This window comes from Acinetobacter oleivorans DR1 (assembly GCF_000196795.1).
In the GTDB taxonomy this organism is placed as follows: Bacteria; Pseudomonadota; Gammaproteobacteria; order Pseudomonadales; family Moraxellaceae; genus Acinetobacter; species Acinetobacter oleivorans.
Genome location: NC_014259.1, coordinates 105,939 through 122,651, shown reverse-complemented (window position 1 = coordinate 122,651; position 16,713 = coordinate 105,939). Strand labels below are relative to the sequence as shown.

The window sequence follows — 16,713 nt, the reverse complement described above, 5'->3', positions numbered from 1 at the left end:
TTTTAATAAGAGAACAATATGCTTCAACTACAGTCAAAATTGGCCACTCAAGGCGTGACTATTTTTAGTACCATGACGGCAATGGCACATCGTTTAGATGCTCTCAACCTGTCACAAGGCTTTCCAGATTTTCCTGCACCACAAGCCTTACTGGAAGCTTTATCTCAGGCGACTTTAGCTGGGCATAATCAATATCCACCTGGCGATGGTATTCTTGGTTTACGCGAGCAACTCGCTTTACAATTTCAGCAACGTGACCAACTTCAACTTGACCCTGTAACGCAAATCACGATTACTCCCGGCGCAACCATTGCAATTTTTTGTGCCATACAAGCCTGCATCAATGCAGGTGATGAAGTCATTATTTTTGACCCAAGTTATGACAGCTACGGCCCTTCTGTGCAATTAGCAGGTGGTAAAGCAGTTCATATTGCACTTGAAGCACCTGACTTTAAGGTGAACTGGCAACACGTTAAAGATTTAATTAATGACAAAACCCGTATGATTGTGGTGAATACTCCCCATAATCCAACAGGTACCATCTGGGCAAAACAGGATTGGTTAGAGCTTATTGCACTGATTCAAGATAAAAACATTGTGGTTTTATCCGATGAAGTCTATGAACACTTAGTCTTTGATGGTCAACAACACTTCAGTGCTTTGCATTTTCCAGAGCTCAGAGAGCGTAGTTTTGTGATTGGGTCTTTTGGAAAAACCTTTCATGTGACGGGCTGGAAAACAGGTTATTGCGTTGCTTCACCTGAGCTAATGCGTTTATTCCGCCAGATTTACCAATATGCAAATTTCTGTGGCACGACACCTTGTCAGATTGCCCTAGCGCAATATATGCAGCAACATCCAGAACATATTCAAGAGCTTTCGCAGTTTTACCAAACTAAGCGAGATCATTTTAATCACGCTATTCAAAATAGTCGTTTCTTGCTAAAACCATCTCAAGGTACCTATTTTCAGAACCTTGATTACAGTCAGATTAGACCTGACTTAAACGATGTAGAAATGTGCCAGTTTCTTGCCGAGCAACATAAAATTGTGGCTATTCCTGTTTCGGTTTTCTACCAGCAAGCGCCAGAATCTTTACGCCTAATTCGCTTCTGCTTTGCTAAAAATGATGAGACATTGCAAAAAGCAGGAGAAATCTTGAATGAATGTTAATAAATTTAGAAACTTAGCATAGTAAAACTCTACAAGAAATTTCACCTAAATATGCTAAGTTGAATGTCTGCCCCGCTCATCAAAGAGATGGGCGATGGAGAACACATGCCACCAAGACAGTCTTTAATTCACCAGCAAAATCTATGGAAAACATTTTTTGTTTTCTTACTGCCTCTCATTGCAACCAATATTTTGCAAAACTTGTCGGGGACGATTAACACCATCTTTGTTGGCCAAATGATGGGAGTTGATGCGATTGCTGCCGTCTCGGTTTTTTTCCCTATTTTATTCTTGCTCCTTGCTTTTATTATCGGAATTTCAACGGGTACTACAGTTTTAGTAGGGCAAGCGTGGGGCGCACAAAATATAGAGAAAGTCCAAAGTGTGGTCGGTTCCACCCTATTTATGACACTGATTGGTGGGGTAATTACCGCGATTATCGGCGTATTTTTTGCCCACGATATTTTAGAGTTATTAGGTACAGATCCAAAGGTAATGCATCTTGCTTTGCCTTATGTGCAATGGATGCTGGCGGGTAGCCCGCTTCTGTTTGTTTATATTATTTATACCTCAATTTTACGTGGTGTAGGCGACAGTACTACGCCTTTACTTGCATTGGCTTTAACCAGTGTAATTGGCTTGGTGATTACCCCGATATTGCTTAAAGGTTATTTTGGCTTACCCGCCCTAGGAATTATTGCTCCAGCAATTGCAACGATCACGGGTTATGTTGCTATTTTGATTTTTCTAGCGATTTATCTGAATAAGAAAAATCATCCACTTCGGCCGAATCGTCAGCTTCTGCAACATATCCGTCACAATCCAGAACTGAGCAAAATCATTTTGCGCTTAGGCGTTCCAACCGGCATTCAAATGATTACCACCTCAATGGCTGGCTTGGTTATTGTTGGGTTGGTTAACCATTACGGATCGCATGCTACAGCAGCGTATGGTGCAGTGAATCAGGTGCTCAACTACATTCAGTTCCCTGCCTTGTCGATATCAATTGCGGCTTCAATTTTTGCAGCACAAGCGATTGGTGCTGGCAAATCAGATCTGTTAGCACGGGTAACCCGCACAGCTTTGGGAATGAACTTTTTATTTACAGGTACTTTAATTGCACTCGGCTATCTATTTTCTAAATATTTAATGGCTTTGTTTATTACCGACCCAACTGTGGTGGTGTTAGGGCAGCAACTTTTATTTATTGTGCTGTGGGCAATTTTATTCTTTGGTGCAGGTGCCATTTTTGCATCAATCATGCGTGCCAGCGGAACCGTGACTGTTCCAATGCTACTTAATATTTCTGCTATTTTATTTATTGAAATTCCATGTGCTTACTGGTTCAGCTCAATATGGGGCCTTAAAGGAATCTGGGTTGCCTATGCCTTGGCATTCGTCAGTTTATGTATTATTCAAGGCCTGTATTACCAATTTATCTGGAAGAAAAAGAAGATTAAAGTTCTTATTTAGAACTAACTAAACCACATAAAAAAAGCCATCATTTGATGGCTTTTCCCGTTAAAAAATTACTTCATTAATTTGGTCACAATGGTTGAAGCACGTTGATATCCCGTTGGGAATAAACGCTGGAATGCATCAAGAATTTTTGCATCACTACCAATCAATAAACGGCGCTTATTTTTTAATACCGCTTGTAAAATTTGACGAGCTGCTTCTTCAGGAGGAGTACGTAGTAACTTGTCAAAGTTTTGGATTGATTTCGTCGGGTCCATACCCAAACTATTCAAGCTATCACTCATTTTTGCAGATTTAGCAATATTGGTGCGAATTCCACCCGGATGTACACATAACGAGCTTACGCCACTTTTTTCAATATCCAACTCTTGGCGTAATGATTCGGTAAAACCACGTACAGCAAATTTAGTCGCGTTATAGCCAGATTGAGTCGGTTGAGCTGTTAGACCAAATAAGCTCGAGATGTTAATAATATGGCCATCTTGAGTTTGCTTAATGAACGGTAAAAACTCTTTAGTACCGTACACGACACCCCAGAAGTTAATCCCAACTATCCACTCTAAATCTTCGTAAGTCGCACCTTCAACAGTTGAGCCTAGCGCAACACCAGCATTGTTAAAAATCAGGTTAACAGAACCGTGATCTTGCACAGTTTCTTGTGCCCACTGCTTTACCGCGTCCCGATCCGACACATCAAGCTTTTTGGTGGTAACAGTAATATTGCTGTACGGTTTTAAAAGCTCGACAGTTTGTTGTAATCCTTTTTCATTAATATCACTCAACGAAAGATGGCAGCCCTGTTTTGCCAAAAGAATTGCTAACTGTTGCCCAATGCCAGAACCTGCGCCCGTAATTGCAGCGACTTTGTTTTTAAAATTTTTCATTGTCCATCCTTTGTTTTTCGATATTTGCACAACCGGTTCATTGCATGTGCAGTTCAGACATCTTCAATATAATTTTGACAATATCCATTGTCAATATAGTACACTGTAAATTCAGATAGAATGGCACAATTCTTCTGAGGGCTTTATCATAGTGAGTATATTTGGCCAAAACCTATAAATTAGGAAACCAATCTTTAGGAAACGACTTATTTATGGCGACTAACGACTCAACCAGTAAAAAGAAAACAAAAAGTGTGAGTAAAGAACGTCAGTTCAAAGGGTTATCTCTATCAGAACGTAAAGAGGCCCGCCGTGAAAAACTGATTGAAGCAGGTATTGCGACTTACGGAACGCTCGGTTTTTTTTCCGTGACGGTAAAAGATGTATGCCAAGAGGCAAAACTCACAGAACGTTATTTTTATGAATCATTTAAAAAGAGTGAAGATTTATTCCAAACCATCTTTTTAAAAATGATTGAAGAATTACAGCAAAACTTAATGCAAGCCGTGATTAAAGCGACACCCGATCCAGAAAAAATGGTGGATGCTGGTTTAAGAGCACTGCTGACGACATTAAAAGACGACCCAAGATTAGCTCGTATTATCTATGTAGATGCAGTTTTGGTACAAGAGTTACATAATCAGGCCACCATTCAAGAAACTCTTACGCAATTTGATCGCATGATTCAAGCCTTTGTTATGCTGACCATGCCGCAAATTCAACACCATGAAAATGAGCTCTCTTTAATCGCAACTGGCTTAAATGGATATGTCACTCAAATTGCGATTCGATGGGTCATGGGAGGGTTTGAACAGTCGCTTGAGCAGGTTTTAACCGCATGCCGTATCGTTTTCTTATCTTTATTAGCGCAAGTTTCAAAATAATATTAAAGTTTTTTGACAGCCATAAATGTGCAAAATGAGTTAAGCGATTCAAGTGATAAGCTATTGAATGATTTTAAGAAAATTAAAGTCTTCATGTCACAATTTGGTCATACCTTTGCCTTAGTTTTGTCACAAATTATTGCTAAATTTAATTTTATAGACTTTTCTGCAATGAAATTGTCATAATTAATCTTTGTAATAAGCCTGTCATAACTACAAAACGGTTCACCGTTAAATCTATAGGATATTGCGCTGTGAAAGATGACTATATTTTAATTGTCGATGATGAGCTTCCTATTCGCGAAATGATCCATACTTCTTTGGACATGGCAGGCTTTCAATGTTTACAGGCAGAAGATGCCAAACAAGCTCATCAAATTATCGTCGACCAACGTCCGGCGCTTATCTTGCTTGATTGGATGTTACCTGGAGGCGTAAGTGGTGTCGATTTATGTCGCCGCTTAAAACGAGATGAAAACCTAGCAGAAATTCCAGTCATTATGTTGACTGCTCGCGGAGAAGAAGACCATAAAGTACAAGGTCTTGACGCAGGTGCAGATGACTACATGACTAAGCCTTTCTCTACACGTGAACTGGTTTCACGTATTAAGGCAGTTTTGCGTCGTGCTAATGCATTAAGTGGCGAAAAAACCATTGATGCCAATGGCTTAATTCTTGATCCTGTAAGCCAGCGTGTTAGCTTTGGCAACAGCATTTTAGATATGGGTCCAACTGAATATCGCTTACTTGCATTTTTTATGACCCATCCAGAGCGTGCATATACACGTGCCCAGTTGCTCGATCAGGTGTGGGGCGGTAATGTATATATCGAAGACCGCACTATCGATGTGCACATTCGCCGTTTGCGTAAAGTTTTAGAACCTTTTGGTGTAGACCGATTTGTTCAGACTGTGCGTGGAACTGGCTACCGTTTCTCAACACGTGCAGATTTAGCCGCAGGTTAACCAAGATTTATGTATGAACCCTACCCCGTCCCCGAACAGGTACGTGAACAAAAACTTTCCCGCTACAGTAGTTTATGGACGTTTGCCAAACAAGATTTACGGCTCTTATTATTTTTTCTAATTATTGCCGGTTTAGTCGGTTTAGGCCTTGGGTATTTCTGGAGCTGTATTTTTATCGCCTTCGTGGTGTTTTTTACACTCCAGTTGCGTTCTTTATATCTGGTCAATGACTGGATTGCGAATAAACCTTATGACGTTCCTCCAAATCTTAATGGGATTTGGGGGGCATTATTATTTAATGTTTACCGTGCTCAGCGCCAAGAACGAATTGTTCAGGCGGAAATGGTCGGTTTAATTGATCGAGCTCAGTCATCTTTGGTTGCACTTGCTGAAGCCGTTGTTTTAATTGATGACCAACATCAAATCGAATGGTGGAACCCTGCTGCTGAACGTTTGTTAGGGATCAGCCCACTTGACCGCGGTCGTAACTTATTAACCATTTTACGTCAGCCGACCTTTATTGAATATTTTAACAATATTGATCAAGCACCCGACGGGATTAAGCTTCACTCAAATTTTGATGATGACCGCTATGTACAGGTTAAGCTGACAAGATTTGGTGGAGAAAGTCGCTTATTGGTGGCTTACGACGTTACGCGTATGCACAACCTTGAGCAAATGCGTAAAGACTTCGTCGATAATATTTCTCATGAACTTCGTACACCATTAACGGTACTGAGTGGTTATATCGAGACCTTTACCGATCAAGAAGATATTAGTCCGCGCTGGAAACGTGCGTTTGATCAGATGCAGTCACAAACCAAGCGTATGAATGCTTTGGTGAATGATTTACTGCTGTTATCGAATTTAGAAAATAATAAAAAAATTGCAAAGAATCAGATTATTGAAATGCCGAGTTTAATGAGTCAACTCTTTGATGATGCTCAGGCCTACAATGCCGATTATGGACATACGCTCAATTTACATATTGATAGCCACTGTGACCTGATTGGTTCCGACATGGAAATCGCCAGTGCATTTAGTAACTTAATTACCAATGCCATCAAGTACACGCCAAAAGGTGGAACAATTACCATTGGCTGGCATGATGATGGTGAACATGCGTTCTTTAGTGTACAAGACACAGGCATTGGAATTAACCCTAAACATTTACCACGACTAACTGAACGCTTCTATCGTGTTGACAGTGACCGTAGTCGCCAAACAGGTGGTACAGGTTTAGGTCTTGCGATTGTAAAACACGTGCTGATGCAACACGGCGCGTATTTAGATGTGCAGTCTAAAGAAAACGAGGGATCAACATTTACCGCAGTTTTTCCGAAAGAAAGACTATATAACATGGCTTAAAAAGTATTCATTTCACGCAAAGGGTGAATATTAAATAGACACAGTGAAAGATACTTAGCCATTTTATATATATAATTTATTATGGACATGATTTTAATTTTTGTCATTGATAATATCAAATATAACCTATGGTCAGCCTCTATAAGTTATTTAATAAATCTCCTTTTTCTCTCATATCTATTTCATAGATTAGAATTTATGAAATAGATATACTAACTGTACTTTAAAAAATAAGACCACCCAATTTATACAATATATATAATCAATGTCATTGATAATTTAAAAAATAGTTAAAATAAAAAACACCATTTAAACTAATTATTTAACAGTTTTAAAAACCACTTTCATTTTTAAATAAAATTAGTATTATTAACTCGCTACAAAAAACTTAATCCATAAGAACAGCTAACATAATAATTAAGCGAGGCTTAAATGACTATTAACCCTGTAGAAATAATAGCGAATAATGCAGAAATAACTGATTGCTTTATTCTTGGTTTAAAAAGTGGAGAATCATTAAAAGTAAAAGTTCTTCATACTGATAAAGATCAACAGACTATTCTTGTATCAATTCGTGTATTCATAGAAGGTGAATCAATTGGACTAATCTCTTTTGATAAAATTGAGTCACTTGAGCCAATCCAAGAAGAACCTTACATAGAAACTATTGATGATCAATTAAGATGCATACCTATGGGCAAGTATTTAATGGTTTGGGGACATTTTGGTGGTTCAATAAATCAACGTTGCGAGCAAGGAGAACTTAAAAGTATTGATTGGAAGCACCGTACAATACTGTTACGCAGCAGAGTTTATGAAGGTCAGGAAGATACTGTGTACATTGATAAAATTGATTATATAGATGAATCACGAGAAGGCTCGGGAGCACGAGGCTCAGCTGTAGCCCCAGACTGGTATAAAGGTGCTGATGGAAAATGGCGCAAAAATGGACGTGAATATGAAGGCTAATTTTACCGCAGTTTTTCCAAAAGAAAGACTATATAACATGACCTAAAGTTATCCTTTGTACATATAAAAAGCCGACTTATGAAAAGCCGGCTTTTTTGTATTAGTTAAACCAATTTACTTAAAATTAGAGCAATACGATTTGCTCTGGTTTTTCTCTATTACGTTTAAAAAGTTAGTGGCAAACGTATTACTCTGGCGTAATGCATCGCGGTGATCTCCGCCATCAATCGTTTGATATATAGTTGGTTTTTTTAATTTACATAGCTGCTGATAATAAGCAGATGTGCCTCTAGGGTCGACTAAATGATCTTTAGAACCTTGAACAATCATTAATGGCACTGTAGGCACCATATTTTCAATGGACTGTTGTTTTAGATAAGCCAAAAGAGGTTTTAAATCAGCATTAGCTTTAAATATGCTAGAAGGAGATTTCTTCAAATCAGATTGAAGTTCAGATAAACAACGACTGCGCGCTTGAGTCAATACTGTGTTCATTTCTGGACTGACTAAGTTTTCAGGAACAATGCTTGGTTCGGCTGCTTGTGCTCCCAATAATACAATCGGGAAAAATGCTGCCACACTAGGTTCTGGGTTCGGATTAGTTTTCACATATTCTGCAATGCCCTCATATTGATAGCCACCTGGTGCAAGAGCGATCGCCCCTTTTAAATCCAGTTCGGGCGCATCTTTTTGACCATAGGCAGACACTGCAATTGCCGCAGCCCCACCTTGACTGTGCCCCATCACCAACCACTGTTTATTAAAACTCTTGGGCTTAAGCAAATGTAATGCACGCACTGCATCGACTACCGTATGCAGTTGGCTCTTTGCATTCATGTAAGGATGCCCACCCGGTGTACCTAAACCTTGATAATCAGGTGCAACAACTGCATAGCCACGTGCAAGCCAACCATCTAAAGCTTTGGAAGCAACTTCTTGATATGAGTGAACTGGCCCACCAACATAATCACCCGAAGGTGCACAAGTATCAGCAACTCCAGTCGTACCATGCGCCCAAGCCAGTATCGGCCAGCCATTTTTTGGTGGTGTTCCTTTTGGTAATAAAATAAAAGCCGATGCAACAATAGGCTCGCCCTGAATCCCTCGACTACGATAATTAACTAACAAACGCTGATCAGCATGAGGAAATAAATCCGTCACATCTTGCCGTTCTAAAGACAGTATTGAACCCGGTTTGTCGCTCACAATTTGCTTACCCACATCTGTCATGGGAGCAGCCATAGCAGAACCAGACATCAAACAAGCGCTGCTAAATAAAATTTTTAAAAAAGAATTACTTTTTTTAATCAAGGGATTACTCCTCTATTATTTACAATATATCTATTCAAATAATCAATTTATAAAATATAAATTACCATAAAATCTTCTATAGTTATATTTACTTCAAAAGAATTTACATTTATACAGTCACTTAAAATCTAATTAAAATATATTTTAAAGAAATGTATTATAAATATCGTTGCAAAAATTAATCCCGTTTAAATAATAAAAAATATATGCTGATATTTTCTTAATTACTATAGCGATTAAAATGTCAAAACAATATAAATTTATACCATACCTGATTTGTCTTATTCTCGGTTCTCTACCTATCCATAGCTTTGCAGATGTACAAGTGTATGGTCCTGGTGGACCAGCACCCGCCATGAAAGAAGCAGCCAAACAATTTACCAATAAGACTGGCATAGCAGTCCATCTAACGTCTGGGCCTACTTCTCAATGGTATGACAAAGCGAAACTAGATGCCGATGTTATATATAGTGGTTCTGAAGCCATGATGTCTGATTTTGAAAATGCTTTTTCTGAGCAAATTATAAAAGACTCGGTGGAACCTTTATATTTACGCCCTGCAGCCATTTTAGTACGCAAAGGAAATCCTAAAAATATTAAAGGATTTAAAGATCTAGCTAAATCTGGCGTTAAAATTTTAGTTACTCATGGTGCAGGTCAGGTCGGTATGTGGGAGGATATTGCTGGTAGAACTGGCAATATTCAATTAACCAAATCTGTTCGAAAAAATATTGCCACCTATGCAGCCAATACAGGTATTGCCAAGAAAAACTGGGAAGAAAATAGCAGCTATGATGCTTGGTTAGTTTTTAATATTTGGGGAATTAGTAACCCAGATGTTGGGCAAATTATACCTATTGAACCAGAGCTGGTTGTCTATCGAGATGCAGGTGTAGCCTTAACCAAGCATAGTTTAAAAGATGCTGAAGCTAAACGTTTTGTAGAGTTCTTATCGTCTCAGCAAGGTAATACTATTTTCAAAAAATATGGTTGGACTAAATAAACAAAAAGGGAGCATAGCTCCCTTTTTATTTATTTACTCTCAAACTCTTTAAAATCAGCTTTTCTGATTTTTGCATGGATCCCTTTGGTTTTATCTACAACTTGTGAAACTTCAAAATCAGTTGCGGCACTTAAATACGCATAAGCTGTTGCTTCATCAATACCGTATTCTTGGTTTAAGAAACGAATGGCTTCACGTGTAGACTTTTTAATCGCTTCATCTAAATCTTCATCAAGGCCTGGTGTAATCCAAAACTCAGCATTTTCAGCTAAAGGTTGTTTTAACTCTTTGCCCGGTATTTTATTTTTACCTGCTTTGAGCAAGGTAAATTTTAGTGTTGCACGTGCTGAAGCTTCGAGTGCAGTTAATGCTACTTCACCATCCCCTTGCGCGAAATGACTATCACCCGTATAGAATAATGCACCTTTGACCTGAACAGGATAATAGGCTGTTGAACCTGCACCTAGTTCATTAATATCAATATTTCCACCATACATTGCAGGGGGTACAGAGTGAACAGGCTCAGAAGTATTGGCTGCTACCCCCATAATTCCCATAAAAGGATAAAGCGGGAAACGTATTGATTTACCCGATTCTGTTTTTAATACACCTTCGTACTCACCTTTAGCATTTTTTTCAATTGGTGTGAAAATTGAGACATTTCCATAGCGTTCAGGATGCTCAGCCGATGCATTTTCTTGCTTTGCTTTTTTAGGAAATTCTCCGACTAAAGCACCTTTACCATGTCGATTTGAAATAACACCGTAAGGTACACGCGGCTCAACTTTAAGTACCTCAACTTTCAAAATATCACCGGGCTGTGCGCCTTCAATTGCAACAGGACCTGTCACAATATGTGGCCCATCTTTATGAAAATCATGCTTTAAATTTGACTGTGTAATTGTTTTTGCATCTTCCAAAATTTCATTAGATTTTACACCATTCGATTGAAAGAACTTTTCAGCATTACGCCCTTGGTCTTCAAGCAAACCTTCATGAGAAACCGTATCAAATGTCACAACACTACCCGATGGAACAGTAAGAACTGGTTTGGCATCCCGATTCGGTAAATAACCCCATGTAATGGTATTTAAAGTAGATGGAACGTAATAATTACCTTTATATTCGCCACTTTGAAGTTGAGTAGGCTGTTTTGAAATTTGATTTAAAACTTTAAAATCATTGGCATGGCTGAGTGAAATACAAAGTACAGATAAAACCGAAGCTGTCAGACGTTTAACTTTTAACATGATTTCAGAACCTAAAAAAATATGAAAATTACTGTAAGGTCCTCAATAGTTAGCAAGCATTGTGCCAAGGCTAAAGGCTGTGCAATATCTAAAAAGCGCTTCATATTTATAAAATTAAATATTTTTTTAGATTTAATAACTTATCTTCAAATAAAATTAAAATTACGACTTAAGTCTAACTTAAATATTTCTTTCTATTTTTATTTATTATTTTTTAATCATATTAATATTTTGCTCTCTTCAGACACATATTTATAGACTAGCTTCTATAATGTCCTATTTCAGATCACTTAATAACAATTATATTTCTATATAATATAAATAAAAAAATAGTTATATATTTTACGTTTATATAATTTAAATCAAAAAAAACCCTGAATAATTAAAGTCAGGGTTTATTTATCTTATAGGGGTTATATCGTTTACTAAACTGTATGTCCCATGCGCTCGCCCATTACAACCACAGACTCAGCTTTAAAACGTTGTTCCCATTCGATCTTATCTTTTTCAAATAAAATAACTGCGGTAGAACCTAAATAAAAACGTCCAAGCTCAGCACCTTTCTCTAGCTTTAACTGATGATGCTGTAATTCAATACGACCTGAAGGTTTCACTTTACCTGTCGCCACAGTTTCAATACCAGCAACAATCATTGCACCCACTAACACAACAGCCATACGACCAAGTTCAGTATCAAACAAACACACCATGCGTTCATTACGGGCAAATAGTCCCGGTACATTTTCAGCAGTCACCTGATTTACCGAAAATAGCTCACCTGGTACATACAAGGTTTCAGTTAATGTACCTGCAAACGGCATATGTACACGGTGATAATCACGTGGAGAAAGATAGACTGTCGCGAACTCACCTTCTTGGAATGGCTGAGCAAGTTGTGGGTCGCCAATGAGTTTCTCTACAGAAAAGCTTTGGCCTTTTGCTTGAAATACTTCACCCGCAGTAATTTTACCAATCTGAGAAATAGCACCATCAGCAGGTGAGACAATGCTATCTGCATTTTCGTCAACGAGACGCACGCCATCTTTTAAAGCACGGGTAAAAAAGTCATTAAAAGATTTATATTTCAGTGCATTGCCTTGTTCAGCAATCGATAAATCAATCCCATATTTGGTTTTAAATGCATGAATAACAGCAGTTTTCACAACTGGATTTTCACTCGCAGCAACTTTACCTACTACACGGCTCAATTGATGCTGTGGTACAAGGTTTTGTGCCTTAATAAATAATTCTTTTTTTAATCGAGATGTGAAACTCACGACGGTGATTCTCCAGTAATAATAGGACTATCGAGGCGATTGCCCCATTCACTCCACGCACCATCATAGGCTTTTGCTTCCCAGCCCAAGAGCCTAGCCAAAATATAGGCCAAACCGGAACGGTGATGTGACTGGCAGTACACAACTACAGGTTGCTGTAAATCGAACCCAAGTTGTTCAAGGCGCTGCCGCGTGCGTTCAAGCGGATGCAATTTTAGATGATTTTGACGATTAAGTGCAGTACTCCATTCAAAATGGAGTGCATTTGGAATGTGACCGCCGCGTCGCGCTGCTAAACGGATCCCACTATATTCATCACTCGTCCGGCAATCCCACAATTGAACATTTTCTTGTTCTACTTGTTTGCGTAGCTCTTCATAGTTCACACGGAACTGAGCGGCATGCGATAAATCAATCTGAATTAAGTCAGTAACAGGAGAAACTTCTTCGACTTCTGCTGTCGTTGGTAACCCTGCTCCTAACCATGCATGGATACCGCCATTAATTAAACTGGTACGTGTGAAACCTAAGCAATGTAAATTCCAGATTAAACGTCCAGCCCATGCTCCGCCTTCATCGTCATAGACCACAACATGATGATTAGATGAAATATTCAATTTCTCAATCAGTGCTTGTAGACCTGCTTCATCTGGCAAAATGCCAGTGGCTTCTTCGTGTTGAGACACTAACCATTTAGGTTGTAAGTGAATAGCATGCGGAATATGAAGTTGCTCATAAACAGAAGCACGGCTCAAATCTACAATGCGAATATATTCATTGCCTAAATAAGGCACTAATTCTTCTGCTTCTATTAATAAATCGAGTTTAAAATCCGGGAGTGTCATCGTCATGGTTTCTTTTTATACCAGCTTAATTTCATATTAGCATAAGCTTATATCTAACAAACTCTGATTTTCTACAACTCTTTAGCAGAAAATCAGATATCAGCATTCTTACTTTTAAAAATACAAAATAGCGAGACTATTTATTACTTAAACCACTTCTTCAAGTTCTTCAATTTCAAAAACCTGACGTAAATAAGCCAAGAAAGTATCGTTATCAGTCATGGTTTTACCGGGACTATCAGAAATTTTCGCAACCGACTGACCATTACATTCGACTAGTTTCAACACAATATTGAGCGGCTTTTGTCCCATATCATTGGTCAAATTAGTTCCAATACCAAAACTCACCTGAAAACGATCTTTAAAGTATTGATGTAATTCCCATGCTTTTGGCAAGTTAAGACCATCGCTAAAAGTCAGCATCTTGGTTTTGGTATCAATTTTTAACTTACGATAATGCGCATAAGCCTTATCGCCCCACTCGTAAGGGTCACCACTGTCATGGCGTAAGCCATCAAATAGTTTCGCAAAATACAAATCAAAATCTCGGAGGAACGCATCCATACCAACAACATCAGTTAGGGCAATTCCTAAATCTCCGCGATATTCCTGAACCCACGTCTCTAAAGCAGCTTTTTGAAAGTCACGCAATCGTACATCAAGTGCCTGAAAAGCTTGTAGGAATTCATGAGCCATGGTTCCAATTGGCGTAATGTTTAACTCTTTTGCAAGCAGGACATTACTTGTACCACGGAACACATTTGGTACTGTTTTATGAAAGGCTGCTACCACATGTTTTTGCCATACGAAGCTATAACGGCGACGTGTACCAAAATCAGAAACCAAGAATGGCGGGTCATTCGGTTTTTGTGTTTTTTCATATTCCTGAATCAATTCAAGCTTAGCCTTTAAACGGCGCTCGCCTTCAGCCCATACTTCATCGGTTTTGATACGGCTAAAATAAAGTTCATTTACAATTGCCAATACAAAAATTTCAAACATCATGGCTTGGACCATTGGACCTTCAATATGAATATCCAAACGACCTTCCGCATCGATGCTAGCTCGAATAAAGCGTCGCTTCAGTTGAAACAGTTCTAAATAATCGACAAAGTCACTTTTTATAAAGCGCAATTTACGTAAATATTGAAGCTCGTCTTCTTTATATTTAAGACTACACAAATAGTCGAGTTGTTCGTTTAAATCATCCAAAATATCTACTAGTGGATAGACAGTATCTTCTAAATTTCTACAGCGGAAATGGTAGACACTATGGGTTTGCGGGAATTTATGCAAAACCACTTGTAACATCGTAAATTTGTACAAGTCTGTATCTAGTAAAGAATGGATAATTGGAGACATAGTCAATGATTATTCGCTTGCTTCTTAGCATTAAAGCATATTTTTATAAATCAATTGCGAGCTTTTAGACCATTGTTGCAATTCCATGAAATTTCCTTTTAAAAATCATTTAATTTAAATTCTGCTAAACTAAACCAATTCAATTAATTGCAGAAATTTGCTTTAACTATGCGCGCTTTAATACAACGAGTTCTTGAAGCCAAAGTGGTGGTTGACGGTGAGACTACTGGTGAAATCCAACACGGACTACTGGTTTTTTTAGGCATTGGCCGTGATGACACTTTAGCAATTGGCCAGAAGCTTATTGATAAGATTTTGAAATATCGCATCTTTGATGACGAACAAGGCAAAATGGGTTGGAATGTCTCTCAAGCAAATGGTGGAATCCTGCTTGTTTCACAATTTACTCTAATGGCTCAAACGCAAAAAGGGTTACGTCCAGATTTTGGCCCAGCCATGCCACCAGCAGATGCCAAAGCGTTATATGAACAGTTGGTTGAATATGCCCATTCACAATTTGAAAAAGTACAAACTGGGATATTTGCTGCCGATATGAAGGTTCATCTCATTAATGATGGTCCGGTAACGTTCAATCTAGAAGTCGAAGCATAGATATAAAAAAACTCCCATTTGGGAGTTTTTTTATATCTGGCGATTAACGACCAGTTTTCTCTTTAATAAAAGCGCGTGCTTGACGTACTTTCTCTTTAACTGGTTTTGGCAACTTAGGTGGAATGAGTCTAGCCACTTGGTTAAACCAAACGAGTAGGCTAAAGTCTCCTTCCATTTTAATACTGCCGTTTTGCATGCCTGTCATAAATGCAGTTGGGTCACCTTTAATCAAAGTTTTTACACCCTGTTCGCTATCTGCAAACTGCAAGATAAAGTCAGCTTTTTCAGGTGCACCTGCAACAGTATCAATCTGTCCATTATTAATAATGATCTGACGTGCAACACCTAAGTCCGTACCAATCTGAATACGGAAAGCGCGGTCATGAATCAATTCAATAAACTTAGGGCTAGTACGTGCCAATTGCTTCATACGCAGCACTAAACCTGCTACCAATAAATCTAACGGGTCTGTACTGACATCAACGAGAGGTAACTTGACTACAGGTATAGAAGAAAGTTTCATGAACATTCACGCCTATTGTATTTTTATGAAAACTTTAGAGCAAAACTCAGCAAGGACATACCATTGCTTGTGTTTTGTGCATCAACTGATAATTTTTAGCTGGCAACGCAATCTAGATGAAACGTCAACAGACGCGTCTATCGTAGCATAACTGGCTATTTTTTAATAAATGCTTTGTATAATAAAAATCACGTTTCGTAAATAAAAAAGGCATGCTGTGCATACCTTTTTACCGTTAGATAACAATTTAATTATCGGCTAGAACATTGCTGCTGATCATCTTCATATACTGGCGTGTGTTCTATATATTGGCGATTTGCCAAAGCCTTTTGTGCCTGTTTATCCTCACGTAACAAAACAAATGTAACCATTACCATCGCTAGACTTAGTGCAGTTAAATAACTATATGTGACTGGCATTTCAAAAGTGACTTGAACTCCAAAACGGACCACTTCCAATAGCCCCCAAAAGAACATCCCTGCAAGCATAAAACCAAGCCAACGACGGTAAGGAGAAAAGAAAACAGCAACAAGCGCGACAGCGATCAAGCTGAATCCGGCGATAGCGGCAAAATTCGCTGTTACCATAGAAACCTCCGTCTTAATGAAAACGTCTAAAAAGATTCGGTCTTAAAAACCCGACCTCATTCCAAAAACAACTTTAATTCATAATTTGTGTTGAAGCTTAGGATGCATTATGGATGTTTTTTTTTAGAAAAAAAGACCCGTTTTTTCTTAATGCGACATACTTTGTCGCAACATTCTTTTGTCATTACATTTTTGTAAAATTCAAAAAGTTCGATTCCCTA

15 protein-coding genes and 1 pseudogene are annotated in these 16,713 nt (G+C 38.4%); 8 read left to right on the top strand and 8 right to left on the bottom strand.

Annotated features, from left to right (window positions below; genetic code table 11):
• Positions 1–18 precede the first annotated feature (18 nt).
• Together AOLE_RS00555 and AOLE_RS00550 are read left to right on the top strand one after the other, a co-directional pair.
• Positions 19–1,173, top strand: a complete 1,155-nt coding sequence (locus AOLE_RS00555; protein WP_013196571.1) for a pyridoxal phosphate-dependent aminotransferase — start codon at positions 19–21, stop codon at positions 1,171–1,173.
• A gap of 105 nt (positions 1,174–1,278) precedes the next feature.
• Positions 1,279–2,646 carry an MATE family efflux transporter gene (locus tag AOLE_RS00550; protein WP_005300523.1) on the top strand — a complete coding sequence of 456 codons (1,368 nt, stop codon included), beginning with the start codon at positions 1,279–1,281 and terminating at the stop codon, positions 2,644–2,646.
• A gap of 56 nt (positions 2,647–2,702) precedes the next feature.
• Here the strand turns inward: AOLE_RS00550 and AOLE_RS00545 are convergent, their stop codons facing one another.
• A complete protein-coding gene (locus tag AOLE_RS00545; protein WP_005300520.1) occupies positions 2,703–3,536 on the bottom strand; it encodes an SDR family NAD(P)-dependent oxidoreductase in 834 nt (277 codons plus the stop codon).
• Positions 3,537–3,748: 212 nt separating this feature from the next.
• Here AOLE_RS00545 and AOLE_RS00540 point away from each other — a divergent pair, with 212 nt between their 5' ends.
• The 4 genes and pseudogenes from AOLE_RS00540 to AOLE_RS20850 form a co-directional block, all read left to right on the top strand.
• Complete coding sequence (locus AOLE_RS00540; RefSeq protein WP_013196570.1) at positions 3,749–4,420, top strand: TetR/AcrR family transcriptional regulator; 672 nt, start codon at positions 3,749–3,751, stop codon at positions 4,418–4,420.
• Between the two features lie 254 nt (positions 4,421–4,674).
• Positions 4,675–5,385 carry a phosphate regulon transcriptional regulator PhoB gene (phoB, locus tag AOLE_RS00535; RefSeq protein ID WP_000650776.1) on the top strand — a complete coding sequence of 237 codons (711 nt, stop codon included), beginning with the start codon at positions 4,675–4,677 and terminating at the stop codon, positions 5,383–5,385.
• A 9-nt stretch (positions 5,386–5,394) separates the two neighbouring features.
• Positions 5,395–6,753 (top strand): phosphate regulon sensor histidine kinase PhoR, encoded by a 1,359-nt coding sequence (gene phoR, locus AOLE_RS00530; RefSeq protein ID WP_013196569.1) that lies wholly within the window; start codon positions 5,395–5,397, stop codon positions 6,751–6,753.
• Positions 6,754–7,675: 922 nt separating this feature from the next.
• Positions 7,676–7,768: pseudogene (locus tag AOLE_RS20850) on the top strand (hypothetical protein); the annotation flags it as partial.
• Between the two features lie 68 nt (positions 7,769–7,836).
• On the opposite strand, the gene AOLE_RS00520 reads toward AOLE_RS20850, so the two are convergent.
• Positions 7,837–9,033, bottom strand: coding sequence for an alpha/beta fold hydrolase (locus AOLE_RS00520; protein ID WP_013196567.1), 1,197 nt, complete (start codon positions 9,031–9,033; stop codon positions 7,837–7,839).
• A gap of 241 nt (positions 9,034–9,274) precedes the next feature.
• On the opposite strand from AOLE_RS00520, the gene AOLE_RS00515 reads away from it, so the two are divergent.
• Positions 9,275–10,036: an AcfC family putative adhesin gene (locus AOLE_RS00515; protein WP_013196566.1), complete on the top strand. Its 762-nt coding sequence runs from the start codon at positions 9,275–9,277 to the stop codon at positions 10,034–10,036.
• A gap of 29 nt (positions 10,037–10,065) precedes the next feature.
• On the opposite strand, the gene AOLE_RS00510 is transcribed toward AOLE_RS00515, so the two are convergent.
• The 4 genes from AOLE_RS00510 to pncB form a co-directional block, all read right to left on the bottom strand.
• The gene (locus AOLE_RS00510) at positions 10,066–11,286 is read right to left on the bottom strand and encodes an acetamidase/formamidase family protein (RefSeq protein ID WP_013196565.1); all 1,221 of its coding nucleotides are present in this window, start codon (positions 11,284–11,286) and stop codon (positions 10,066–10,068) included.
• A gap of 425 nt (positions 11,287–11,711) precedes the next feature.
• Complete coding sequence (asd, locus tag AOLE_RS00505; protein WP_004790127.1) at positions 11,712–12,563, bottom strand: archaetidylserine decarboxylase; 852 nt, start codon at positions 12,561–12,563, stop codon at positions 11,712–11,714.
• Positions 12,560–13,408 (bottom strand): sulfurtransferase, encoded by an 849-nt coding sequence (locus tag AOLE_RS00500; RefSeq protein WP_013196564.1) that lies wholly within the window; start codon positions 13,406–13,408, stop codon positions 12,560–12,562. The genes asd and AOLE_RS00500 overlap by 4 nt, the downstream gene beginning before the upstream one ends.
• Positions 13,409–13,555: 147 nt before the next feature.
• Entirely contained in the window at positions 13,556–14,770 is a 1,215-nt protein-coding gene (pncB, locus tag AOLE_RS00495) for a nicotinate phosphoribosyltransferase (protein ID WP_005300500.1), read from the bottom strand.
• A 168-nt stretch (positions 14,771–14,938) separates the two neighbouring features.
• Here pncB and dtd point away from each other — a divergent pair, with 168 nt between their 5' ends.
• Positions 14,939–15,382 (top strand): D-aminoacyl-tRNA deacylase, encoded by a 444-nt coding sequence (dtd, locus tag AOLE_RS00490; protein WP_005300497.1) that lies wholly within the window; start codon positions 14,939–14,941, stop codon positions 15,380–15,382.
• Between the two features lie 43 nt (positions 15,383–15,425).
• Here dtd and AOLE_RS00485 read toward each other — a convergent pair whose 3' ends face one another.
• Positions 15,426–15,905, bottom strand: coding sequence for a hypothetical protein (locus AOLE_RS00485; protein ID WP_013196563.1), 480 nt, complete (start codon positions 15,903–15,905; stop codon positions 15,426–15,428).
• Between the two features lie 251 nt (positions 15,906–16,156).
• The gene (aciT, locus tag AOLE_RS00480; RefSeq protein ID WP_004704819.1) at positions 16,157–16,492 is read right to left on the bottom strand and encodes a ciprofloxacin tolerance protein AciT; all 336 of its coding nucleotides are present in this window, start codon (positions 16,490–16,492) and stop codon (positions 16,157–16,159) included.
• Between the last annotated feature and the right edge of the window lie 221 nt (positions 16,493–16,713).